Source organism: Sphingomonas sp. 10B4 (assembly GCF_035019905.1).
In the GTDB taxonomy this organism is placed as follows: domain Bacteria; phylum Pseudomonadota; class Alphaproteobacteria; order Sphingomonadales; family Sphingomonadaceae; genus Sphingomonas; species Sphingomonas glacialis.
This window is the reverse complement of record NZ_JASJVC010000001.1, coordinates 105,479-128,952: the sequence shown is the minus strand read 5'-3', so window position 1 is coordinate 128,952 and position 23,474 is coordinate 105,479. Positions and strand designations below refer to the sequence as shown.

The following is a 23,474-nucleotide window of genomic DNA, read 5'->3' as shown; positions in this document are numbered from 1 at the left end:
GGACCCGACCGGATCCCGATGCGCGCACGGGGTGCAGGTCGCGGCGGCATCATGCTCCGCGACTCGCAGCACCCCCGCTTGCGCACCGCCCGCCACCAAACCGGCGGCGCGTCCCTCCCGCTCAGTGCGCGACCGAGTCGTGGACGCCGATGCCGGTTTCGGACCGCAGGCGCTGCGCTGGATAAGCCGCCCGGTCGATCGCCGCGCGGGGCGACCGGTCGAGCGTCGAAATCAACCAGATCGCGAAGAACCCGGCCGGCACCGAGAACAACGCCGGCGAGCTGTACGGGAAGATCGCGTGATCGAACCCGAACACCGCTACCCAGATCACCGGCGACACGACCGTCAGGCCGAACGCCGCGAGCAGGCCGATCGCGCCGCCCCATGCCGCGCCCTTGGTGGTGCAGCCCTTCCACAGCAGCGACATCACCAGCACCGGGAAGTTGCCCGACGCGGCGAGCGCGAAGGCGAGGCTGACCATGAACGCGACGTTCTGCTTTTCGAACACGACGCCGAGGATGATCGCCGAGATCCCGAGCAGGATCGTCGTGATCCGCGACACGCGCAATTCCTTGACCGGATCGGCATCGCCCTTGCGGAGCACGCTCGCATAGATGTCGTGCGAGATCGCCGACGCCGCCGATAGCGTCAGCCCCGCCACCACCGCGAGGATCGTCGCGAAAGCGACCGCCGAGATGAAGCCGAGGAACAGATTCCCGCCGATCGCATGCGCGAGGTGCATCACCGCCATGTTGTTGCCGCCGCGCAAGAGCCCGTCCACGCCGACATAGTCCGGGTTGAACGAGATCATCACGATCGCGCCGAATCCGAGGACGAAGGTGAGCGCGTAGAAATAGCCGATCCAGACGGTCGCCCACATGATCGACTTGCGCGCCTCGCGCGCGTCGGGAACGGTGAAGAAGCGCATCAGGATGTGCGGCAGCCCGGCAGTGCCGAGCATCAGCGCAAAGCCGAACGATAGCGCCGAGATCGGATCCTTGATGAACCCGCCCGGCCCCATGATCGCACGCCCCTTGGCCGCCGCATCGGCGGGTGAAAGACCGCTCTCGAGCGCCAGCCGCGTCTTGATCGCGACGGCGCGCGCGAACAGCGTCTCGAACGAGAAACCGACATGCGCCATCACGCCGAGCACGAGGAAGCTCGCACCGCACAGCAGCATCACCGCCTTGATGATCTGCACCCACGACGTCGCGCGCATCCCGCCGAACAGCACGTAGATCATCATCAGCCCGCCGACGACGGTGATCGCATAGAGATACGGCAGACCGAACAGCAGCTGGACGAGCTGCCCGGCACCAACCATCTGCGCGATGAGATAGAAGGAGACGACGAGCAGCGTGCTCAGCGCGGCAAAGCTGCGCACCGGGCCCTGGAGGAAGCGGTACGAGGCGACGTCGGCGAAGGTGAACTGGCCGAGGTTGCGCAGCTTCTCGGCCACGAGGAACAACACGATCGGCCAGCCGACGAGGAAGCCGATCGCGTAGATCAACCCGTCATAGCCATCGTTGAAGATCTGCGACGTGATCCCGAGGAACGACGCCGCCGAGCAATAGTCGCCCGCCATCGCTAGGCCGTTCTGGAAGCCGGTGATGCCGCCGCCGGTATAGAAATCGGAGACCGTCCGCGTCCGCCGGGCAGCCGCGCCGGTGATGAACAAGGTGATCCCGACAAACCCTGCGAACATCAGGATCGCGGTCCAGTTCGTCGGCTGACGCTGGATCGCGCCGCCGATCGCCGCGGTCGCGCCGGTCGCCCAGCCGAGCAACGCGAGCAGGCCGGCGGTCCACCACAGGTTGCGCGTCACGCGGCAACGCTCGCGAGCAGCTCGGCGAGCCGGGCGTCGTATTCGCCGTTCGCGCGCCGGACATAGACCGCGCAAATCGCCACCGTGCCGATCAGCATCGCCGCGCCGAGCACCACCGCGAGGCTGATCGTGCCGCCGCCGATCGGCTGCGCCATCAGCGGCTTGTCGAACGCGATGAGCGAAATGAAGCTGCTATAGACGATCACGGTGATCGCGGTGAGCGTCCACGAAAAGCGCTGCCGGTCGCGCACGAGCGCGGCGTATCGCGGGTCGGCGGCAATGCGCGCTTCGAGCGCGGCGTCGGATTGGGGTGATGGGGGCATGGCGCATCATCCACAAGGATGCGGCGCTTGGCAACGCACCTTACGGCGTAAACCGCCAAGACGTCACATCTTCAATGCGCGGTCATAGCCCGTCAGCTCGAGATAGCCGCGCCCGCCCGTCGTCCGCACCGCGCCCTCCCAATAGACCGGCAGACCGCTGCGCCGCGCGTCGAGTTCCTGCGCCGCGAACAGCGGGGTGAGCGGCCAGCGGTGCACGCCGTCGGGCAACCGCACGCTGAGCTCCTGCGCGACCGGATAGACCGCGCCCGTCACCGGGCTGCGCCACCGTGCCACCGGGCGGAACGCCACGTCGCCCGGCGCGAGCACGACCGTCGTGCCGTCGGCGCGGCGCAGCGATCCCCCCGCCCATAGCGTGCCGCCCGTCTTGCGCCGGATGCGGAACGCCATCAGCGCGCTGCCGTCGTCGAAGTTGAGGCCGGTCCAGTCCCAGCCCTGCGCTTCGCCCTGCAGATAGTTGGACGACCATTCGCGATCGAGCCACGCCTCGCCGGTCACCGCGACCGACTTGTCGCCGCGCCGCACCTGGCCCGAGACCTTGAGGTGCGGGATCGAATAATAATAGCTCGCTGCACTAGGTTCCGGGCCCTTCCGGCTATAGCCCCCCGCGCCTTGCGGCAGCGGCGGCTGGGTCGGCGCGAAGGCGAGCGCAAGCGCGAAGTCGCGCGCAGCCACCTGCGTCGCCCAATGCCCGTCGGAGCTGCGGCGCAGACGCCAGTCGCGGATCGTGACATCGGCATCGGCGGGGCTCGCGCCCGCAAGGCCGAACCCGGCGCGGGCGGAGCGCTCGCCGTGGAGCAAGCGCCCGATCCGCGGGTCGGACAGCGCTGCGTGGGCGAAGAGCACTTGCCCGGCGGCAAAGCGGCTCGGATTGGCCGGATCGACCGGCGGCCGCGTGCGGAAGAACGTGACCTGGAAGCCGAGATCGGCGCCGTCGGCGGTGCGCAGCCAGCCCGTCACGTACCACCATTCGGTGCGGAACTGCGGATGCGCGCCGTGGTCACGCGGAAAGCGCAGCGTGATGCCGGGCTTCACCACGGGATAGGGCGCCGGCGCCGACGCGGTCAGGCTCGCCGCGGCGAGCATTGCGATGACCGGGGAGACGCGCATCACCAATCCTCCCGTACCGATTGCACTGCGCTGCGCGACGTCGCGCGTCGCCCAGCCAGCAGCGCGGTCACCGCCGCCGCCCCGGTGAGCGCGGCCGCCACCGCGACCAGCGTCCCGACGGGCACGCGCGTCGCCATCGTCCAGTTGAACGATTGCGGGTTGATGACATGGATCAGCACCTGCGACAGCACGAGGCCGAGCCCGATCCCCGCCAGCGCACCCGTCAGCCCGACGATCGCCCCCTCGGTCGCGAGCATCGCCCCGAGCTGGCGCCGCGTCAGGCCAAGATGGCGGAGCATTCCGAACTCGCGTTCGCGCGCCAGCGTCTGCGCCGACATCGTCGCTGCCACGCCCGCCAGCCCGACCAGGATCGCGATCGCCTCGAGCAGATAGGTCACGGCAAAGCTCCGATCGAACAGCGTCAGCGCGAAGCGGCGCAGCGTCGCCGGCTGCGTGATGTCGACTTGATCGCTGAGCGCCGGGCTCAGCCGCGCGCGCAGCCGCTGGATCACCGCCGCGGCGTCGCTGCCCGGCTCGAGCGTGACCGAGGCCTCGTCGCGCCCAGTGTCACCGGTCAAGCGCTGATACGCCGCCGCATCGATCAGCACCGCCCCGCCTTGGCGGGCATAGTCACGCCACACCCCCGCGACCGCAAAGCGCGTGCCACCGCCGATCGGCAATCGGATCACGGCGCCGGGGTGCCAGCCGTAAAGCCGCTCCGCCGGCTCCGACACCCATATCGGTGGAACGCCCGCCGGAAGCGCGTCGGCGCGCGCGATCAGCACCAACTGCCGATCCCCGGCGTCGGGCGTTGGCCGCGCGACAAGCGCGATCGGGGGACGATCGGGCGCGATCGTCAGCTGGAGCTGTCGCCCGAAGGCGAGACGCGCAACGCCAGGCGTCGCGGCGAGCGTCGCGCGCGTCGTGGGGTCGAAGCTCGCGCCGGCATTGGTGCGCATGTAGAGATCGGCGCTGAGCACATCGCCGAGCCAGTCGTCGACCGCGCCGCGGAAGCTCGTCACCATCGTCGCCATCGCAATCATCAGCGCAGTCGAGGCGACGATACCGCACAGCGCTGTCGCGGCCTCGCCCGGCGCACCGTGCAAATGCCGGATCGCGAGCCGGCGCGGGACGGTTCCGATCGCGCGCGCGGCGAGCGGCGCGAGCAGCGCGCGGGCGAACCACGGCACGCCCGCTATGCCCCCGGCGAGCAACAGCGCCATCCCGACAAAGCCGAACACCGGCAAGTGCGCGATAGGCGGCAGCAGCGACACCACGCCCCCCGTCAGCAGCAACAGCGCGGCGGGCCACCACGCCACGCGCTGCCGCGGATCGAGCACATCGCCGGCGTTCTTAAGCGCCGCGGCAGGCGCCGCGCGCGCCGCCAGCCGCGCCGGCACCGCGCTCCCGACGATCGCCGCAAGCAAGCCGATCGCGAAAAAGCCGAGCGCGGCCCAGGGCTGGAACACCACCCCTGCCCCGGCCCCGCGAAAATAGCCGGCGCCCAGATCGCCGCCGAGCCACTGCACCGCGGCCCAGGCAAGGCCATAGCCTGCCGCCAGCCCGAGACCCGATCCGATCACGCCGATCGCCACGCCCTCGGCGACGACCGCGGCGATCACCCCGCCGCGCGGCATGCCGAGCGTGCGCAGCAACGCGAACGCGCGCTGGCGTCGGACAACCGACAGCGACTGCGCCGAATACACGAGGAAGCCGCCGGTCAGCAACGCGACGAGCGCGAGCATGTCGAGATTGACGCGGTACGCGCGCGACAGCGCATCGCCCTGCGAACTCTGCGCCTGCGCGGTCGAGACGACGGCATCGCCCGGCAGGAGCGTGGCGAGCGCACCTTCCGCCGCTGCGCGATCCGTCACCGCCACGTCGAGCCGATCGAGCCGTCCGATCCGGTCGAACTTCCACTGCGCCGCGGCGATGTCGATCACCGCGACCGCACTCCCGTCGGCCACCCCCGGCAGCGTGCCCGCAACCCGCAGCGGGACCGCGCGTCCGTTCGCATCGACCGTGACGCGCGCACCCAGTTTCGCCCCGCTCCGCTCGAGCGCCGTGCGTGACAGGAACACGCTCGCTTCGTCGAAGACATCGCCGCCGACCCCGTTCGCCGCTTGCGCACCAACCCCGATCAGCGTCGGCGTCACCGCTGCGGCGCGGAGAATGTCGAGCCCGAGCAGCGTCACGCGTGCCGTCCCGATCCGCGCGTCGAGCTGAACGACCGGGCTTGCGTCCATAACGCCCGTCGCGCTCGCGACGCGCGGGTAGAGGCGTTCGTCGAAGCCGAGCCGGCTCGTCGCCTTCACGCTCAGGTCGGCGCTGCCATTGACCCCGCGCACCGCGCTGTCGAACGACGCCAGCGCCGATCCGTTGACGAGGTGCACCGCAAAGCCGAGCGCAACCCCCACCGCGATCGCCAGCGCGGTGACGAGGAAACGCGCCGGGTGAAAGCGCCACTCGCCGCCGATCAGCCAGCCGAGCGCCAGCCGTCCCGACCACAGGCCGGGCTCAGCGCGCACGCGCGACCAGCCCCTCGGCGGTGAGCGTCAGTACGCGGTCGGCAATCGCAGCAGTGGCATCGGAATGCGTGACCATGACCGCCGCCGCACCACGTTCTCGCGCAGCATTGGCGAAGAGCGTCAGGACGCGCGAAGCGGTCTCGGGATCGAGGTTGCCGGTCGGCTCATCGGCGAGGATCAGTGCCGGGCGGTGGACGAGCGCGCGTGCAATCGCGACGCGCTGCAACTCTCCGCCCGACAGATCGCGCGCATAGCCTTCGCCGCGCCCGCCAAGCCCGACCGCGACGAGCATCGCCTCCGCCTCGGCCTGCGCCGCCGCGCCGTCGGCCGACACCAACGCGAGCGGCAAGGCGACGTTCTGGCGCAAGGTCAGATAGGGCAGGATGTGGAAGGCCTGGAAGACGAAGCCGATCCGCTCGCGCCGCAACCGCGTGCGCGCCGTCTCCCCGAGCGTGCCGAGCACGACGCCCTCGACCGCCACTTCGCCGGTATCGGCATCGTCGAGCCCGGCGAGGATATTGAGCAACGTCGATTTGCCGACCCCCGATTCGCCGGTGATCGCGACGATCTCCCCCGCCGCCACCTCGAGATCGAGCGCATGAAACAGCGATCGCGGTCCGGGAACGCTTTTCGCGAGCGCGCGCACCGTCAGCAGAACAGGATGGGCCATCAGCCCTTGTCGCCGCTTGCCAGGGCGGCGACAAGATCAATCCTCGTCGGTCGGTCGCTCCGACCGATGCCTCAGAAGCCGTACGACAGCCGCAGATAGCCGAACTGGCCGGGGACATCGTAGGTCGTCGCATCGAAGTTCGCGCCGTCGCACGTGATGCAGACCGGCGGCTGCTTGTTGAAGACGTTGTTCACGCCCGCAACGAGCTTGAACTTCTGCATCCACGCGGGCGACAGATACAGCTGGATATCGCCGTAGAAGGTCGGCGCCATCCGGTGCTTGGTCGCATTGTTCTCGGTCACCGCGCTGATGTAGCGACCGGTGAACGACGCCCCGAACGCCGGCGTCGCAAAATCGACCGTCGCATTGAGCTTGAAGCGCGGGAACGCCTGGTCGACCGAGAGGCAGCGCTCCTTCCCGACGCATTGCTGCAGGCCGGTCGGCAGCAGCGCGTCATATTTCAGCAGATAGGCGGCGTTGACGCTGAGCCCGGCGGTTCCGCCGTGGATCTGCGGCGTGCGGTAGAGGAACGTGCCGTCGAGCCCGTCGGTCTTGATCGAGTTGAGGTTCTGCAAGACAGCCCCCACCGATGCGATGGTGCCCACGGTCGTGCGCTTGACGAGCGCACAGTTTGGCGCATCGGCATTGAACGCGCAACGCGACAGGATCAGGGACGCGGGCGCCGAGTCGATCGCGTTGCTCAAGCTGATCGCATAGTAATTGACCTCGAGGCTGAGCACGCTGGCGATGCCGCCCCGCGCCCAGGACGGGCTGTACACCCCGCCCGCGGTCCAGGTCACCGCGGTCTCCGGCTTGAGCTTGACGTTACCCCCGGAGAACACGCCGATCTGCCCGGCGGGCTCGGCATAGCTGCCATTTGCGGGCACGCCGTTGGCGATGCAGTTCGTTTTCACGGTAGCGTTCGTCTGGAACGATCCGCCGAGCCCGCTGGTGCACGGATCCTGGATCGTCTGGTCGGACCGCGACGCGCCGGCGTAAAGCTCGCCGATGCTCGGTGCGCGCAAGCTCTCGGCATAGCCGCCGCGCAACAGCAGGTCTGCGGTCGGCTTCCACAAGCCCGATGCGGTGAACACGGTGTTGCTGCCGAAGGTCGAATAGTTCGAATGGCGCACCGCACCGTCGAATTCGAGCTTCTGGAAGAACGGCGTGTTCGTGAGGATCGGCACGCGCAGCTCGCCGTAAATCTCATCGACGTTGAAGCGACCGCGGCTTGGCTGGGTCGGGACGTCGGCACCGAGCCCCGCGACGATCACGGGATCGGGATCGTAGCTCGCGCCCTGGTCGCGATGCTCATAGCCGATCGCCACGCCGACATCGCCCCCGGGGAGCGTGAAGAGCGCGCCCGACAGATTGGCGCTGAAATCGTTCAGCTCCTGCTGGCTCTTGTCGCGCTGGTCGAAGGTCACGAACGACAGCATCGCCGGGGTGATCGACCCGGCCCCGCCGACCGTCGCGCCGCCAAAAATGTTGAACGGCACGCACGCCCCGGTGCATTGCGACACCGGCCCGAGCGCTTGCGCGAGCTTGGCGGCGTTGACGTTGCCAGTGAACAGCTGGTGCGCGTCGTTGAGCCCGTAGACCGCGTTCGCGTCCCAGAACCATTTATGGTCGCCGATATGGAACGAGCCGTCGAGCGTCACCGTGCCCGAGAAGGTATCGACGTCCTGCGTGAAGACGCGCTGGCCGCCCTCGACGAAGCGCCGATTGATCGCGACGTAGTTCGCCGGGCGCCCCGACGGCGTACCGTCGAGGTTGACGCCCGAGGAAAGCGTGACGCCGAACGGGTTGAACGGGTTGCTCGCATCGACCGAGATCCGGTCGAGCAGATTGCCGTTGCCAGCGCCCGGTCCGATCACGAGCGGAAGGAACGCCGCCTGGGTCCGCGAATGCCGGTGGTTGTACACCAACTTGACGCGCATGTTGACCGCATCGCTCAGCGCCTGCTTGAAGTTGAGGAAGCCGCCGTAGCGCTCGGACGGCGTCAGCAGATAGTTGAACGGCGCGAAGTTGAAGCGGTCGGCATCGGTGAAGGTCTTGAAATCGGCAAGCGTCGCAGTGCGGCCGATCACCGGCGCCTTGAGCGTCAGGTTCTGGCCAAGCACCCGGTAGCGCCCGAGCGGCGGCGAACCGCTACATCCCACCCCGCCACTCGCGGCAAAGGCCGGGTCGGCGCACGAGACCGCACCCGCCGACGGAAATTGCGAAATCGCGCGGTTGGCGGTGCTGACCGCTTCCTGCTTGGTGTAATAGCCGCCGAGCACCACCGACGTCCCGCTTTCGGGCTTCTGGATGCCGTAGCTCAGCTCGTAATTCTGCGTGTGGCCGTCGCCCTGGCGGAAGGTGCCGAACTGGGCGTTGGCCCGCAGACCCTTCTGGTTTTGCTTGGTGATGATGTTGACCACACCCGCCACAGCATCGGTGCCGTAGAGCGGCGAAGCGCCCGATTGGAGCACTTCGATCCGTTCGATCGAGTTCATCGGAATTTCGTTGAGATCGACCGACGCCGGGATGCCCCCCGCCGACGATCCGTTGACGTAGCGCAGGCCATCGACGAGCACGAGCGTCCGCTTCGCGCCGAGATAGCGCAAGTCGATCTCCGCCGCACCCGAGCTCACGCCCGTGCCATCGGGCGGGCCGCCGATATTGCCGGCATTGTTGACCTTGGTGTTGAGACCGCCGCCCGCGCTCGGCAAGCGTTGCAGCACGTCGGCGACCGAACTGAGGCCGGTTCGCGCGATCGCGGTCTGATCGACGGTGATGACCGGCTTGTCCTGGTCGAGCGGACTGCGACGAATGCGCGATCCGGTGACGACGATGTCCTGATCGGAAGCCGACGCTGCGCTGTCCGGCACGGTCTGCGCCGATGCCGGTGCGACCGCCAGCCCCGCAGCGAGTGCGAGCATGGCACCACTCGCATAGTATCGCGACGTCAAGTTTTGCATGATTCGATCCCCCGTTAGTCGTCTTCGCGACATTCTCTCCGGATCTATGCGACGAAACTGAAACAATCTGTCGTGGGGTGGCAAGGCGCAATCTGCCCGGATCGGCCTTTTCAGCAGATGTTGTGATAAATGGGAGACAGTCGTTACGGGTGGTGACTCTGGCGAAGGTCATACCGGCGCAGCGCGCGCTTCCTCTGTCCCGTGCAACGCGGATCCGTTCTTGTCGGTACGGCGCATACGGTCGAGCGTCGCGCTGTTGCGCTGCGAGAGGCGCGCGATACAGTGCGGCGATGACGCTCCGCACCCTCGCTTTGATCGCCGCGCTCCTCGCGAGCGCCACCCCCGCTTTTGCCAAGCAGACGATCGACCCCGCCCGCTTGACCGAAACGGTCAAGACGCTCGCGTCGGACACGTTCGAGGGCCGCGCGCCCGGGACCGCGGGGGAAGACCGGACGGTCGGCTATCTCATCGCGCGCTTCCAGGCGCTCGGGCTCGAGCCCGGCGGCCCCAACGGGCAATGGGTGCAAACGGTGCCGTTGCTCCATACGCGGCTGGGAACGCCGAGCGTGCTGCGCTTCAACACGCCCAAGGCAGCAGTCGCGCTCGAACAATCGCGCTCGGTCTATGTCTCGACGATCCGCCCCGACGATGTCGCCAGCATCGCCAAGGCCCCGCTGGTCTTCGTTGGCTACGGCGTCACCGCGCCCGAGCGTGGCTGGGACGATTTCAAGGGCGTCGACGTGAAGGGCAAGGTGCTTGTGTTCCTCGTCAACGACCCCGATTTCGCCGCCAAGCCCGGCGAACCCGCGGCGGGCAAGTTCGGCGGCCGCACGATGACCTATTACGGTCGCTGGACGTACAAGTTCGAGGAAGCCGCGCGGCGCGGGGCGATCGGTGCGCTGATCGTGCATGAGACCGCAGGCGCGGGATATGGCTGGAACGTCGTGATCAGCCCGGGCGGCGAGAATTACGACATCGCGCGCAAGCCAGAGGACGTTACCAGCCTGCGCTTGCAAGGCTGGATCGCCGGCGATGCCGCCAGCGCGCTCTTCACCGCGGCGGGGCTCGATCTCGCCGCGCTCGAAGTCACCGCCCGAACCCCGGGTTTCCGACCGGTGCCGCTGCCCGGCGTGACGCTCGATGCGAGCATCCCGGTTACCCACGAACGGATCGACAGCCACAACGTGCTCGCGCGGATCGCTGGCACGAAGCGCGCGCAGGAAAGCGTGATGTTCGGCGCGCACTGGGATGCGTATGGCAAGGGCCCGCCCGATGCGCAGGGCCGCATCTATCGCGCCGGCGCCAACGACGATGCGCTCGGCATCGCCGGGCTGCTCGAGATCGCCCGGTCGATCAAGGCGGGTCCTGCGCCCGATCGCAGCGTCGTGTTCGCCGCCTGGACCGCCGAGGAGCGCGGGTTGCTCGGGTCCGAATATTACGCGACCCACCCCGTCTTCCCGCTCGAAACGACCGTCGCCAACCTCGCGATTGATATCCTCCAGACCGCGGGGGCCGGCAACGACGTGGTGCTGGTCGGCAAGGGGCAGGATACGCTCGAAGACGATATGGCGCGCGTCGCGGCGACGCAGGGCCGCCGCATCACGCCCGAAGGCTTGCCCGAACGCGGGCTGTTCTACCGCGCCGACCATTTCTCCTTCGCCAAGCGCGGCGTGCCGGTGTTGCTCATGATGGGAATTGCCGGCGCGACCGACCTCAAGCAAGGCGGCATCAAGGCCGGCCAAGCGTGGATCGATGCCTATACCGGGCAATGCTATCACCAGGCCTGCGACGAGTGGAGCCCCGATTGGAACCTCGCCGGTGCGGTGCAGGACATCGGCTTGATCGGTCAGATCGGTGACGAACTCGCCCACACATCGGGCTGGCCACGCTGGAAGGACGGATCCGAGTTCAAGGCGGTGCGCGATCGAAGCGAAACGCTGCGGCGCTGATCCAGCACGTCCGCGTTCCGGTGATCTGCGGTATTGGCCGTCCGTATTGGGCTGCCGCATCGGACAGTCGGGTCCGCCGCCCAGGTCAGAGCCCCGCGTTCATCAATATCGACTCTCATCGATTTCCTTGCCCGGTTCGCGAGCGGTCCAAAGTGATGCGGCGATAAGGCGGTTATCGATCGCTCACCGGGGATTGCGGCGGGTCCGGCTCGCGCGAATGGGCTGCCGGGCGTTCGCGCAAAGCCCATATAGTCGCCGCGGTAACGCCGATCACAGCCACACCCGACACCCCGCGCCCCCGCCGCAACAAAGCGAGCCCGAGCGTTGCCGCGGCCGATGGCACCCATCCGACTTTCGGCAGACCGATCATCTGTGCAGCATGGACTGCCCCACGGCTCGCGACCACGTCTCCAAGCCGGCTCGGTTTGGCCGCCGTCAGGCCCGCGGTCGGTGCATCGGGGATACCGTCATCGGCGACATAATCGGCGACCCAGGCGCCACGCGCCCCGAGTGGCGCATCGGCCGTGGTCGTATCCGTGGCGGTCTGATGCTCGAGCTCGGCATTGAGCTCGGCTCCGAACAACAGGATGTAGCTCGAGAGATAGAGCCAGGTCAGCGTCACCACGACCGTACCGAGTGAGCCGTAGGTCGCATTGTAATTGCCGAAATTGGCGACGTAGACGCCGAAACCGACCGTCAGCGCCAGCCACATCAGCGCCGCGAACAGCGAACCCGGCGTCAACCATATCCAGCGCGCATTCTGCCGCGACGGGCCATAGCGGTACAGCGTCGCCGCCGCGCCCGCCCCGGCCAGTGTCAGCAGCAAATAGGCGACGAGCTTCCCGAGCACGACGACCGCATCGGGCGCCTGCGGAAGCACCGCCTGGAGATAGCCGAGCGCCGCGACCGCGACCAGCGCCAGGATCGCCACGAGCACGGCGGCGGCGGTGATGCCGAGCGCCAGCAGATTGAGCCGTACGAAACCGCGTGCTTCCTGCTCCTCATACACGACATTGAGCGCGGTGATCACGGCGCCCGCCCCATTGCGCGCGCCAAACAGCGCGAGACCGACCGCGAGCAACAAGCCGAAGCCCTTCTTGCCGTCGGACGTCTTGACGACGTTCATCAGCTGTTCGCCGATCAGCTTGGCAACTTCGGCGGGCATGACCGCCATCAACTGCTTCATGTTGTGCATCACGGTCGAAGGCTCGGCGGCAATGCCATAGATCAGTACGATCGCGCCGAGCAGCGGCACGAGCGCGAGAAAGCCGTAAAAGGCGACGCCAGCGGCGATCAGACCAATATTGTCGGTCCCCGTTTCGGCCCAGGTGCGCTTTGCGACGCTGAGCCAGGCCTTTGGTGGCATCTGCCACGGGGTGGTGGCGTCATGCCCTTGCGCGTTCAATAGCTCTGCCCGTTTCCAGCGCCCGATCATGTGACGCGGTGCCTGAACACCTGCCTTCCACTAGCGTTCCCGCGGGCCACTCGGAGCCACAATTTCGGCACGCTTCCCGACAGCTTTGTGTTTCCGCACCGTTGCTGGCGCGTTACATTGCATGTCTGCGCGACGACGAAGCGTGTTGCCGCGTTGAGCCATCGTACCTGGATCGGTTAGCACCGCCTGAGCTGCCGTCTCGCCCACCGTTACCTCACCTTGGTTTTGCCCCGCCCCGAACATCCGCGCGTTCGCGGACCGACAACCACTCGACAATCACCCGACAATAACAGGGAATACCATGCCGTCAGGACTCGTAGCACTGCTCGACGATGTCGCCGCGATTACCAAGCTCGCCGCCACGTCGCTCGACGACGTCGCCGCCGCAACCGGCAAGGCCGGCAGCAAGGCGATGGGCGTGATCGTCGACGATGCCGCGGTGACGCCGCGCTACGTCGCGGGCTTCACCGCCAAGCGCGAATTGCCGATCATCGGCAAGATCGCGCTCGGGTCGCTGCGCAATAAATTGCTGATCCTGCTTCCGGCGGCGCTGCTGCTGAGCGCCTTCGCGCCGTGGCTGGTGACCCCGCTGTTGATGCTCGGCGGCGCCTATCTGTGTTATGAGGGGACCGAGAAAGTCGTCGAGGCGATCTTCGGCGGGCATGCGGCGGAAGCCGCGCCTGTGGAAGGCGACGCCGCGACGCTGGAGGCGCAGAAAGTGTCGGGCGCGATCCGCACCGACTTGATCCTGTCGGCCGAAATCATGGCGATCGCGCTTGCCGAAGTGGCGTCGTCGCCGATCATCACTCAGGCGATCGTGCTGGCGCTGGTCAGCGTCGCGATCACGCTCGGGGTTTACGGTGTGGTCGCGCTGATCGTGAAGATGGACGACATCGGCCTGTTCCTGGCGAAACGGCAGGGCGCAGTTTCCCGCGCGGTCGGCCGCGGATTGGTGATCGGCATGCCGATATTGATGCGCGTCTTGGCGATCATCGGCACGGCAGCGATGATCTGGGTCGGCGGGGGCATCCTTGTGCATGGGCTCGAGACCTTCGGGGTGCGCGGCCCGGCGCATGTCAGCCACGCCCTCAGCACGGCCGCGGCCGCGCTGCCGGCGATCGGCGGCGTGGCGAGCTGGACCGCGGGCGCTGCCTTCGCGGCGGTGGTCGGCCTTGTCGTCGGCGGCGCGATCGTGCTCGGGCATTCTGCGGTGACGCGGCTGCGCGGCGGGCACGCATAAACCGCGCGGCAGTTTTTTACGGAGCGATCCGCACCGTTGCGCGTTACGGCCCCGCAACGACAGATTTCGTCGCCTTGCCACCGCATTGCACCGGCTAACATCTTTGGAGGACCAGACAATCGCGATCGATCGACAGCGCGTTGAAAACGGCGGGCTTATCCTCTTTGTGACCGCGATCTCGGTCGGACTGGTACTGGTCGTGTCGAGCTTCCTCGGCGCGCTGCTGTGGTCCGCGCTTGCCGCGATCCTGTTCCAGCCGCTCTACCAGCGCTTGCTTGGCTATTGGCCGGGACGCCGCAACCGCGCCGCCCTGGTCGCGCTGCTGATCATCACCGTCGCGATCGTGCTGCCGTCGTTGATCGTGAGCAGCATGGTCGTCGACCAGGCAGCGGGCGTCTATACCCAGATCCGCTCAGGCCAGATCAACATCGCGTCCTATTTCGAAAAGATCCACGACGCCTTGCCGATCCGCCTCCAGCAAATGCTCGACAGCGCCGGCTTCGGCAGCTTCGAGCGCGCGCAGACCCAAGTCGTCGATGCGGTGAGCAACAGCGCGAGCCTGCTTGCCGGGCGCGCGCTCTCGATCGGCGCCAACGCCGCGGCGTTCCTGCTCGCATTCGGCGTCGGGCTGTACGTCACCTTCTTCCTGCTGCGCGACGGCGAGCGGCTCGGCCCGGCGATCGTCCGCGGCCTTCCGCTCGAGCAGAGCGTCGCGACCCGGATCGCCGACCAGTTCGTTTCGGTCGCACGGGCGACGATCAAGGGCTCTGTCGTCGTGGCCCTGGTGCAAGGTGCGCTCGGCGCCGCGACCTTCTGGATCGTCGGGCTGCCTGCGGCCTTGTTGTGGGGCGTGTTGATGGCGATCGCCGCGCTGCTGCCCGCGATCGGGCCGACGATCATCTGGGCGCCGGTGGCGGTCTACCTGCTGGCCACGAGTGCGTATTGGCAAGCCGGCGTGGTCGTTGCGTCTGGCATGCTGGTGATCGGCCTGGCCGACAACATTCTGCGGCCAATGCTGGTCGGGCGCGACACCGGCATTCCCGATTGGCTCGTCCTGGTGACGACGCTGGGCGGCGTCGAGCTGGTCGGCCTCAGCGGTATCGTCGTCGGCCCGATCGCTGGCGCGCTGTTCATCACGGGCTGGAGCATCCTGACCGAAAAGCGGCTGGGCGATCCAGCCGGAACCGACGGCGCGCCAATTCGCGAGGATGCCAGCGCCCGCTCCTGACGACGACCGTGCTGGCACGAAGCGACCGCGGAAAGCCCGGAGATGCCGTTGGCGTCGAACACCGTCGTTCCAACACGCCGTGCTGCGCGGCATCCAAACCGTTGCATGAGAGTTGTCATGCGATGACTCCAGCCCCCCTCCCCCGCGCCGCGGCCCTGATCGTCAACGCGCATTCGCGGAGCGGGCGCGATCTCTTCGTCGAGGCGAAGGCCAAGCTCGAGGCGGCGGGGATGACGCTGACCGAAGCCCATGCGGTCGAGGACCCCGACGCGCTCGCCGAAACGGTCCGCCGCGCGGTGGCGAACGGCGCGCCGATGGTGATCGTCGGCGGGGGCGATGGCACCTTGTCGGGGACGATCGACGAACTGATCGGCCAGAGTTGCGTCTTCGCGGTCCTGCCGCTCGGCACCGCCAACAGCTTTGCGCGCACGCTCGAGCTGCCGCTCGATCTCGACGGCGCGATCGCGGTGATTGCCGGTGGCAAGCGCCGGCGCGTCGATCTGGGGATGATCGACGGCGACTATTTCGTCAACGGCGCTTCGATCGGCCTGCCCGCCTTGATCGGGCAGACCGTGCCGCATGCGCTGAAGCGGTACCTCGGCCGTGTCGGATATCTCCTCTGGGCATTACGCTGCTCGATCCGCTTCCGCGCGTTCCGGCTGATGATCGACGACGGGATCGTCGAGCGGCGGATGTGGTCGACCGAGGTCCGCATTCTCAACGGATGCTATCATGGTGGTGTCGAACTGTCCGACAACGCAAATCTGGAAAGCGGCGAGATCGTCATCCAGGCGGTCGTCGGTCGCAGCCGCGCGCGCCTTGCCGCCGACTGGTACGCCAAGTTCTTCCGGCTGCGTGACCGGCAGGCGCACACGCGCGAATTTCGCGGCTGCACCTTCCGGATCGAGACGACGCCGCGGATGAAGATCTCGATCGACGGCGAAGTCCTCGCCAAGACCCCAGTCGTTGCCAAGATCGCTGCGCAGGCTGTCGAGATTGCGGTGCCGCGCGGCGCTGCATCTGTCTGATCCGGTCGGCGCTGAGAAGCAACCGTGGAAACGATCGGCTTTGGCGGCGGCTGTCATTGGTGCACCGAGGGCGTATGCCAGGCACTGCGCGGGGTCGAACAGGTCGACCAGGGCTTCATTCGGTCGGAAGCACCGTGGGAGGCCGCGGCGGAAGGCGTGATCGTCGGCTTCGATCCGGCAATCATCAGCCTTTCGACGCTCATCGAGGTCCATCTCAGGACGCATTCGGCCAGCGGGACCTACTCGCCAGGCGGCCGCTATCGCAGCGCAGTCTATGTTTTCACAGCGGAGCAGCGCGCAGTGGCCGAGCGCGCAATCGATCAGTTCGCCAGTGCTTCGCGAGAGGCTCCTCGAACGCTGGTGCTTGCCTTTGTCGGCTTCGAACCGTCGGAGGCGCGCTATCGCAATTATTATCGGACCGACCCGCAGAGGCCGTTTTGCCGCCGCTATATCGACCCCAAGCTCGATTTTATCCGGCGTCAATTCGCCGACAACGCGCTTCCTGAAGCAGCGGCGGCGAAGGCAGACCTGGCTCCGCCGCGAACCGAATAAGGCGATCGTCGTCAGTTCGTCACGCTAGGCGCGAAGCAGCACAATCGCGCCTGGCGAACGACCTGTGTCTGGCGGGATCCGCCATCTTGTGGCGGCTCGCACCGACAGCCGCTTTGCGCCCGCTGCGCTTGCAGGTGTATTACTCGCATGGCACACGACTTGCAGAGCGACCAGTACGCGGCGCCACGGACGGCCGCCGCAACCGGGAGCTTGGATATGACGGGTATCACAACGATCACGCTTATTGCCGTTGCGGTATTGGTGACGGGTCAGCCACCCGCGGCCACCGCACGGTCGGGCGCCACGACGACCGAGGACTACCGCGTGCGGTATGACGCGCGGCGCGACGTCTATTGTGTCCGCTTCTTTGCCGATCCGCCCGCTGCCGATCCGCATCCTGGTCCATCGATCGACACGTGCCAGTCCCGCGACGCCTGGGCGCGCGAGGACGTTCGCATCGACCGGCTGCCGCCGTCTGAGCCGTCGTGATCGCAGTCGCCTCCGACCCAGCCCGGCCACATGGTTTGCGCGCTGGGCGGACGATCGTCCGTAGAGTCACGTAGAGCGACAGCGCCCCGTCCGGCGCAATATGGCGCCTTCAACGGGGGCCGCCATGATCAAGACACTTCTCGCGATTGTCGAAGGGCCCGCACGGAAATCGGGTTTCATCGACACGGTTCTGGCACTCGCCGAGCTCCGGCAAGCGCATGTCATCTTCGACGTGCTGACCGCGGCCCCGCTACTGTCGGAACAGCTTGCGCCGCTCGGGACGCTCTACACCTTGCCCGGGCAGATCCGGCAGCTCGCGCAATCGCACGCCGATAGCGTCCGCGCGATGCTGCCGCCGGGCGCGCCTGCCGAAGTCGTCTCGCATTTCGACGATGTCGGCTGGATCCCGGGCGACGTCCGCGCGACAGCCCCGCTTGCCGATCTCGTCGTCTTTGGCCCCGCCGAAACCTGGTCGATCGACTGGCTGCGGCGCCGCACGATCGAGACGATCCTGCTGTCGTCGGGCTCGCCGCTGCTGCTGCTGCCATCGGGGCGGTCGCTTCGCGCGATCGACCATGCGGTGTTCGGGTGGAAGCCGGGTCCTGCGGCGATGCGCAGCTTGCACCATCTGATCCATCTCGCCGCGCCCGGCGCCCGCATCGACGTTGTCTCGGTCAAGCATGGCCTCGACGACCTCGCCGAGACCGACCTCGCACCGGTCGTCACGCTGCTCGAGCGGCATGGTTTTTCCGTCACGGGCCATGCGCTCGAACGCTCGGAGCGCACGCACGACACGCTCACCGGCTTCGCCCTCGAACATGGGGCCGATCTGCTTGCGGTGGGTGGCTTCGGACACGCCCGCGTCCGCGAAATCCTGCTCGGCGGGGTGACGCGCAGCCTGATCGCCGACCCGCGCCTGCCCGTCCTGATGGCCCATTGAATGCGGCACGCAGTGTACGTCACGATCACAGGACGCGTGCAGACCATCCTCGCCGACGATTGCCGCGCGTTACGGCACCAGGCGCGATGACCGTTCCACCACGCCACCCCGGCCTTTCAACGGCCGCTGCGGCCGAGCGCCTGGCGAGCGACGGCCCCAACGCGCTGCAAAGCGCTGGACGGCGATCGATGCTCCGCATCGCGCTCGACGTCTTCCGCGAGCCGATGCTCGTCCTGTTGCTCGCGGGCGGCGTCGCCTATCTGCTGCTCGGCGACCTTACCGAAGCGCTGATCCTGCTCGCCTTCGCGACATTCTCGATCGTCGTGACGGTGGTCCAGGAGACCCGCACCGAACACGTGCTCGACGCGCTGCGCGACCTGTCCGCGCCGCGCGCGCTCGTCATCCGCGATGGGGTTCGGGTCCGGATCGCGGGCCGCGACGTGGTGCGCGACGATCTGCTCGTGCTCGAACAGGGCGACCGCGTCGCCGCCGACGCGATGCTGGTCGAGGCTGCCGATCTGCAGGCCGATGAATCGTTGCTGACGGGGGAGTCGCTGCCCGTCGACAAGGTCGCCGGCAGCGAGCAGGATACGGGCGCGGCGCGGCGTCCGGGCGGCGACGACCAGCCCTATGTCTATTCGGGTTCGCTGGTGACGCGCGGCAGCGGCATCGCGAGTGTACTGGCGACCGGGCCGCGCAGCGAGATCGGCAAGATCGGACAGTCGCTCGCCACGCTCGAGACCGAAGCGCCGCGGCTGCGGCGCGAGACGACGCGGATCGTCACGTCGTGCGGGATCGGCGGCGGCGCGGTCGCGCTGCTCGTCGTGCTGCTGTACGGGCTGCTGCGCGGCGGCTGGATCGACGCGGCGCTCGCCGGGATCGCGATCGGCATGTCGATGCTGCCCGAGGAATTCCCCGTCGTGCTGACGGTGTTTCTCGCGATGGGGGCTTGGCGGATCGGTGCGGTCGGCGTGCTGACGCGGCGCGCCGCTGCGATCGAGACGCTCGGATCGGCCACCGTGCTGTGCACCGACAAGACCGGCACGCTGACCGAGAACCGGATGTCACTCACCGTGCTCTGGCTGCCGTCGGGCGAAGCGTTCGCATTGCAGCCCGATCTCGCGGTCGGTGCGGCGTATCGTGATCTTCTCGCCACTGCCGCACTCGCCAGCGCGGCCGAGCCGACCGATCCGATGGAGTTGGCGTTGCACAGCGCCCGCGCGGCGAACGCGACGACCGCGTCGCTGCCCACAGGCACCTTGGTCCATGCCTATGCGCTGCGACCCGATTTGCTGGCGATGTCGAACGTCTGGGCGGATGGCGATACCTTGACGATCGCGGCCAAGGGCGCGCCCGAGGCTATCGCTCGCCTGTGTCATCTGTCGGCGGCCGAACTGGCGGCGATGACGGCCGCTGTCGAGGCGATGGCGGTTCGCGGCATCCGCGTGCTTGCCGTCGCGCGCGCTACGGCGAAAGACCGGGATTGGGCCGCGACCCAAGGCGACTATGCCTATGCGCTGACCGGCCTTGTCGGCCTTGCCGACCCGATCCGCGCGAGTGTCCCCGACGCAGTCGCCGAGTGTCGCCGTGCGGGGATCCGCGTCGTGATGATTACCGGCGACTATGCCGCGACCGCGCGCTCGATTGCGCGCCAGGCCGGAATTGCCGAAGGCGACGTGCTGACCGGCGACGATCTGGCGGCGCTCGACGACGCGGCGTTGGCGGAGCGCCTGAAGTCGGTGACGGTGTTCGCGCGCATCATGCCCGAACAGAAGCTGCGGATCGTAGAGGCGTTCAAGGCGGCGGGCGAGATCGTCGCGATGACCGGTGACGGGGTCAATGACGCGCCCTCGCTCAAGGCCGCGCATATCGGCGTCGCGATGGGGAAGCGCGGCACCGACGTCGCGCGCGAAGCGGCGGCGATCGTGCTGATCGAGGACGATTTCGGATCGATCGTGCAATCGGTACGGCTCGGACGACGAATCTACGACAATCTCCGCAAGGCGATGGCGTTCATCTTCGCGGTGCACGTCCCGATCGCCGGGCTTGCGTTGCTGCCGCTCTTCGCCGGGCTGCCGATCCTGTTCGGGCCAATCCACATCGCCTTGCTCGAAATGGTGATCGATCCGGTCTGCGCCCTGGTGTTCGAGGCCGAGCGCGACGAGGACACCATCATGCGGCGCCCCCCGCGCGATCCCGCCGAAGCGTTGTTCTCGCTGCCGATGATCGTGTGGAGCGTCTTTCAGGGCGGGCTGGCGTTCGCGATGCTCGGAACAGTCTTCCTGGTCGAGCACCGCTCGGGAATGGGCGAATTCGAACTGCGCGCGCTGATCTTCTTCGCGCTGATCGCCGAGATCGTCGCGCTGATCCTGGTCAACCGCTCGTTCGGCGCTTCGCTGCGCGATGCCCTGACGCGGCACAACGCCGCACTCCGCTATGTCGCGGGCGCGATCGTCGCGGTGACGGGTTTGATCCTGTTCCTGCCAAGCGCGCAGGCGCTGCTCAAGTTCGGATCGATCGGGTGGCGCGACATGGCGCTGGCGATCGGGCTGGGCTTGCTCCTGCTGGTCTTGCTCGAGGCGTGCAAACCCTTCGTGCGCTCGGTTACGGCGCGGCTGGCGGCGCGGGCATGACCGGGCGCCCCGCACCCGCAAGCTGACGGACCGCTGATCGCTCCGGACGGAGTATTCGCACTCGGTATCGATCCAGCGCTGGTGTAGGGGAACCGAGCGCGCCGCCCATGACGGGCGGCGCAGGCACGGATCCAGAGAGACGCATGGCTCGCAAGCACTCGAAACACGGCGGTTACGAAGACCCGATGGGCGAGGAAGAAACGGTTGAGGTGGCACCGCCGTGCTGGCTCTGCGGTCGTCCGACCGGCAAGACCATCGTCTGGCACCATCCCGTCCCCAAAAGCCGCGGCGGTCGCGATGTCGTGCCGATGCACCCGATCTGCCAGCAGACGGTGACCGCCAACTTCACCAATTCCGAGCTCGAGCGGCACGGCATGAACGCCGAGGCATTGCTCGCCGAACCTGCGGTGCGCAAGTTCGTCGATTGGGTCGCGAAGAAGGATCCCGATTTCACCGCCGGCACGACGAAGAAGCAGCGCTGACGGGGGATCGTTGCAAGGCGGCCGGACCTGCAGCGCGCGTCCGACCGGATCACCAGCTCGGCGCGCGATGCCGCTGGTACGCGGCTAGACCCTGCGATGGCGCGCCAAATTGCCCGCCTGCCCGTGTTTTGGAAGGCGCCAACGGAGCGGAAGGAACGCGGGCGCGTTCAACCACGATGACCATCGAACACCCATCGGCCGCGGCCAAGGCAAACCCGCTGGCCGGGATGCCGCCGCGATGACCTACGCTCAGGGTCTGTCCTTCGCCGTGATCGGCGGCGCGGTGGCGATGTTCGTTTGGGGCCGGTTTCGCTACGATCTCATCGCGCTGGTCGCCTTGCTGATCGGCATCGCGACCGGCGACGTCCCCGTCAAACAGGCGTTCAGCGGGTTCACCAGCGATGTGGTCGTGATCATCGCCTCGGCCCTGATCGTCAGCGCCGCGATCGCGCGCTCGGGCGTGATCGAATGGGCTGTGCGACCGCTGATGGGGCGGCTGCACAGCACCGCGACGCAAGTGCCCGCGCTCGCCGGGACGACCGCCTTGCTGTCGATGCTGACCAAGAATGTCGGTGCGCTGGCGATCATGATGCCGGTCGCGCTGCGGATCGGCCGCAAGACCGAGACTTCGGCATCGTCGCTGTTGATGCCGATGGCGTTCATGTCGCTGCTCGGCGGCCTGGTCACGTTGGTCGGCACGTCGACCAACATCATCGTTAGCCAGGTGCGGCAGGACACGCTCGGCAAACCCTTCCAGATGTACGATTTCGCGCCGGTCGGGCTCGTGCTTACCGCGCTCGGCTTCGTCTTCGTGAGCTTCGGCTGGCGGCTGCTGCCACGCGACCGCCAGGGACGCGGCGGGCTGGACAGCATCGCCGCCGAAGCCTCTTATGCAACCGAAGCGAAGGTCCCCGAAAGCCTTCCTGAAGGCATCGCGACCGTTGCCGACCTGAATCTTGCCGATGCGGGGGTGAAGCTGCGCGGGATCGTCGGGAGCGATGGTCGTCCGCATGCGGCATCCGACGACGCCACGCTGACGCCGGGCACCAGCCTGGTGCTCGAGGGCGATGACGAAGCGCTCGACCGGCTGTTCGCGCGCGTCCCGCTCGAGCAAGCGCGCGACGTCAAGCAATTGTCGAAGGACGAGCCCAACGAGGAAATGCGCACCGTCGAGGCGGTGATTCAGCCAGGCTCGTCGCTGATCGGCGATTCCGCCGAACGCGCGCGGCTACAGGACCGGCACGGCGTCCAGTTGCTGGGGGTCGGCCGCAGCGATGCGCGGATCACCGAGCGGTTACGCGACATTCAGCTTCGCGCGGGCGACGTTCTGGTGCTGCGTGCCGGCGAGAACACCCTGCCCGAGACGATGACTGAGCTCGGGTTGCTCCCGCTGGTCGAGCGAATGGTCAAGCTCGGCGACCGGCGCGGGCGCTATGTTCCGGTGATGATCCTCGCCGTGGCGATGGTTCTGGTCGCGCTCAAGATCGTGCCCGTGGTCAGCGCGTTTTTCGGGGCGGCAGTGCTGATGATCGTGGTCGGGGCGCTGTCGACGCGCGAGGCCTATGGCGCGCTCGAGCCCGAAGTGCTGGTGCTGATCGGCGCGTTGACCCCGCTCAGCGAAGCCGTGCAGCATAGCGGCGGCACCGGCCTGATCGCGCATGCGCTGTCGGCGATGTTGCTCGGCATTCCGGCGATGCTCGCGCTCGGCGTCATCATGGTCGCGGCGATGGCCTGCTCGCCGTTCCTGCACAACGCGCCGACGGTCCTGGTGCTCGCGCCGATCGCGGTCGGCGTGGCGAGCGGCCTGCACCTCAACCCCGACCCCTTCCTGATGGCGGTGGCGACCGGTGCCGGCTGCGATTTCCTCACGCCGATCGGGCACCAGTGCAACACGCTCGTCATGGGCCCCGGCGGCTATCGCTTCGGGGATTATTGGAAGCTCGGTTTGCCCTTGTCCGTGCTGGTGATCCTGGTCGGGACGCCGCTGATCGCGTGGGTGTGGCATCTGGGCTAGCGCACGGTACGAACCGCCGAAACCCGCGGATTTGTTGACACATGCCG

General features: G+C 67.7%; 17 protein-coding genes. 10 read left to right on the top strand and 7 right to left on the bottom strand.

From position 1 onward, the window contains the following. Positions 1-121 precede the first annotated feature (121 nt). The 6 genes from QN347_RS00520 to QN347_RS00495 all read right to left on the bottom strand — a co-directional run bounded on the left by QN347_RS00520 (position 122) and on the right by QN347_RS00495 (position 9,398). Complete coding sequence (locus QN347_RS00520; protein ID WP_189677275.1) at positions 122-1,825, bottom strand: cation acetate symporter; 1,704 nt, start codon at positions 1,823-1,825, stop codon at positions 122-124. Next, positions 1,822-2,148, bottom strand: coding sequence for a DUF485 domain-containing protein (locus QN347_RS00515; protein ID WP_133187926.1), 327 nt, complete (start codon positions 2,146-2,148; stop codon positions 1,822-1,824). The genes QN347_RS00520 and QN347_RS00515 overlap by 4 nt, the downstream gene beginning before the upstream one ends. Before the next feature lie 63 nt (positions 2,149-2,211). Beyond that, on the bottom strand, positions 2,212-3,276 hold the full coding sequence (locus QN347_RS00510) for a carotenoid 1,2-hydratase (RefSeq protein WP_322163990.1): 1,065 nt from the start codon (positions 3,274-3,276) through the stop codon (positions 2,212-2,214). Further along, entirely contained in the window at positions 3,276-5,804 is a 2,529-nt protein-coding gene (locus QN347_RS00505) for an FtsX-like permease family protein (protein WP_322163991.1), read from the bottom strand. Before QN347_RS00505 ends, QN347_RS00510 begins: the two co-directional genes overlap by 1 nt. Next, positions 5,794-6,474: an ABC transporter ATP-binding protein gene (locus QN347_RS00500; RefSeq protein WP_322163992.1), complete on the bottom strand. Its 681-nt coding sequence runs from the start codon at positions 6,472-6,474 to the stop codon at positions 5,794-5,796. Before QN347_RS00500 ends, QN347_RS00505 begins: the two co-directional genes overlap by 11 nt. Positions 6,475-6,545: 71 nt before the next feature. Continuing rightward, positions 6,546-9,398, bottom strand: a complete 2,853-nt coding sequence (locus QN347_RS00495) for a TonB-dependent receptor domain-containing protein (protein WP_323493942.1) — start codon at positions 9,396-9,398, stop codon at positions 6,546-6,548. Between the two features lie 329 nt (positions 9,399-9,727). On the opposite strand from QN347_RS00495, the gene QN347_RS00490 reads away from it, so the two are divergent. After that, positions 9,728-11,386 (top strand): M28 family metallopeptidase, encoded by a 1,659-nt coding sequence (locus QN347_RS00490; protein ID WP_322163994.1) that lies wholly within the window; start codon positions 9,728-9,730, stop codon positions 11,384-11,386. Between the two features lie 172 nt (positions 11,387-11,558). Here the strand turns inward: QN347_RS00490 and QN347_RS00485 are convergent, their stop codons facing one another. Next, positions 11,559-12,752 (bottom strand): YihY/virulence factor BrkB family protein, encoded by a 1,194-nt coding sequence (locus QN347_RS00485; protein ID WP_322163995.1) that lies wholly within the window; start codon positions 12,750-12,752, stop codon positions 11,559-11,561. A 370-nt stretch (positions 12,753-13,122) separates the two neighbouring features. On the opposite strand from QN347_RS00485, the gene QN347_RS00480 reads away from it, so the two are divergent. From QN347_RS00480 to QN347_RS00440, 9 genes are all read left to right on the top strand, one after another. Then, entirely contained in the window at positions 13,123-14,061 is a 939-nt protein-coding gene (locus tag QN347_RS00480; RefSeq protein ID WP_322163996.1) for a DUF808 domain-containing protein, read from the top strand. A 166-nt stretch (positions 14,062-14,227) separates the two neighbouring features. Continuing rightward, positions 14,228-15,289, top strand: coding sequence for an AI-2E family transporter (locus QN347_RS00475; protein ID WP_322163997.1), 1,062 nt, complete (start codon positions 14,228-14,230; stop codon positions 15,287-15,289). Between the two features lie 122 nt (positions 15,290-15,411). After that, positions 15,412-16,317 carry a diacylglycerol/lipid kinase family protein gene (locus QN347_RS00470; RefSeq protein WP_322163998.1) on the top strand — a complete coding sequence of 302 codons (906 nt, stop codon included), beginning with the start codon at positions 15,412-15,414 and terminating at the stop codon, positions 16,315-16,317. Positions 16,318-16,341: 24 nt separating this feature from the next. Next, positions 16,342-16,869, top strand: a complete 528-nt coding sequence (locus QN347_RS00465; RefSeq protein ID WP_322163999.1) for a peptide-methionine (S)-S-oxide reductase — start codon at positions 16,342-16,344, stop codon at positions 16,867-16,869. A 216-nt stretch (positions 16,870-17,085) separates the two neighbouring features. After that, positions 17,086-17,358 (top strand): hypothetical protein, encoded by a 273-nt coding sequence (locus QN347_RS00460; RefSeq protein ID WP_322164000.1) that lies wholly within the window; start codon positions 17,086-17,088, stop codon positions 17,356-17,358. Positions 17,359-17,482: 124 nt separating this feature from the next. Then, a complete protein-coding gene (locus tag QN347_RS00455; RefSeq protein ID WP_322164001.1) occupies positions 17,483-18,298 on the top strand; it encodes a universal stress protein in 816 nt (271 codons plus the stop codon). A gap of 86 nt (positions 18,299-18,384) precedes the next feature. Next, positions 18,385-20,931 carry a cation-translocating P-type ATPase gene (locus QN347_RS00450; protein ID WP_322164002.1) on the top strand — a complete coding sequence of 849 codons (2,547 nt, stop codon included), beginning with the start codon at positions 18,385-18,387 and terminating at the stop codon, positions 20,929-20,931. 143 nt (positions 20,932-21,074) lie between these two features. Next, the gene (locus QN347_RS00445) at positions 21,075-21,413 is read left to right on the top strand and encodes a hypothetical protein (RefSeq protein ID WP_133187904.1); all 339 of its coding nucleotides are present in this window, start codon (positions 21,075-21,077) and stop codon (positions 21,411-21,413) included. A 238-nt stretch (positions 21,414-21,651) separates the two neighbouring features. Beyond that, a complete protein-coding gene (locus QN347_RS00440) occupies positions 21,652-23,427 on the top strand; it encodes an SLC13 family permease (RefSeq protein WP_322164003.1) in 1,776 nt (591 codons plus the stop codon). Positions 23,428-23,474 lie beyond the last annotated feature (47 nt).